Annotated in this window: 1 protein-coding gene; it reads right to left on the bottom strand. The window is 60.1% G+C overall.

Features of this window, described 5'->3' with window-relative positions; all coding sequences use genetic code 11:
* Positions 1 to 399: 399 nt before the first annotated feature.
* Positions 400 to 1,653 (bottom strand): hemagglutinin repeat-containing protein (locus tag JCM25414_RS15250; protein WP_025842205.1); only part of this gene is annotated, 1,254 nt, incomplete at its 5' end.

The raw sequence follows: 1,653 nt of genomic DNA, 5'->3' as shown, positions 1-1,653 counted from the left end.
ACGCTTCCTGCGGCTTTTTCTTCTTTAGCCGCTGTGGCGGCGTCCTTAATCTTTCTCAGTTGAGAGAGGACTGAAAGCAGTTTTGGGTTGGCGCCATCAACCAGTGTTGCCCCTGCAAGACCAAGGGAGATCAACGCCTCTTTTTTATCTCCATCCATGTACTGCTTGGCGGCTAGCCCGGTACCAAAGGCTGCGCCAAAACCGCTCGGCAGGTTACTGCACCATAGAGCAGCCCGAGACCAACGTCTGAGGCAGTTATCCCGTAATTGAAGTTCAGTTCCGCAGGCGGCGTATGACGTTTGGCCCATATAGTCAGGTTGGTGCTTCCGTCAGCACCAATATACTCATCACGGAACTCTGCATTACCAGATGAGTCTCCATCGAAGCCGGTCCTGCCTCCTACTCCGTGATGCACATCTTCGTTTTGATTGCCCGAGAGACTGGACCCGGCATGGCCCGATGACGCATCCGAACTCCCGTTTTGGGTCGACCCGCCGCCAGCACTGGAGGCCCCATGCTGGCTGATGCTCCCCCGCTGCCACCGTGAGCTGCGGCAGACGCCTCATCGCGCTGATATCTGTCGTAAGCGGCTGCGCCGATTTCAACAGCACTCTCTGCCAGCGTCTGGCCTGCGGTCTGGATCTGGAGTGTCGTGTTCAGCTTCTTCGCGTCGAAATCATTGTCCAGATGTCCGTTCGCGCCCGCCAGATCGGTGCTGTAATGCCCGGTCGTGCTGCCACTCTGCACATCGATATTGCCTGTGATGACCGATTGCGTGACGCTGCTCTCGCTGTGATCTTCATGACCCACCGCAAACGTGCCTGTCTTGAGCACATCGCTTGGCGCCTCGCCCTTCGAATAGCCGCCGCCAGCCGAGACACCTATGCCACTCCAGCGCGAGATGTTCTCCAGGCTCTCCGCCGTCAGACTGCCTGTGCTGAAGTGGTTGCGGTCTGCTTCCGCCGTGCTGCTGATCACCCCACCGGTCAGATGCGTGTTGCCCGACACCTCGATATCCAAGCCGCCCTCGCCCGCATACACGCCCGACTGGTCCTTGCCGGTCGAACGGTATTCATCCGTGATCGCGCTATGCGCGATACTCGCGCCGCCACCCGTCTGACCGACGCCCATAACGGGGACGGAGATACTCGCCCCACTCGATGTCGCATGGCTGTCGTAATGCGCCGTATCCTGCGGGCTCGTAATCACCAGATTACCCGTCTGCATGCCGATATGACCGCCGGACACCACTGCACCGTTCAGCGTCGTCGTGCCCGGTGTGACCATGGTGACGCTGTTCGTACCAGTCACCGTCGTTGCGACATGCGTCATACTGTCGGACTGGCTGTGCTGCTTCGAACCACCCACAGACGCCGTGACGCTGACGCCTGCATTAGCGCCCTTGGGACCCGCGCCAATACTCGCCTTCACCCCGACCGAAGCGCCAAAGGAGCTGCTCGACCCTTTTGTCTCGCTTTTCTCAACGCCCGATTGCAGCGTGATGTCCTTGCTGGCTGCGAGCACCACATCCTTGCCCGACAGCTGACCCGCCGTGACACTGATCGCACCATTCTGCGCATCCGCTGCATTGTCACCCCGCGCCACCATGGCCAGCGTGCCACCCGCATTGGCCGAGGAGCCCTGCAGCGTCGT

Source organism: Asaia platycodi JCM 25414, assembly GCF_000614545.1.
Classification (GTDB): domain Bacteria; phylum Pseudomonadota; class Alphaproteobacteria; order Acetobacterales; family Acetobacteraceae; genus Asaia; species Asaia platycodi.
The sequence above is the reverse complement of the archived record's forward strand: the minus strand, read 5'-3'. Positions and strand labels throughout refer to the sequence as shown.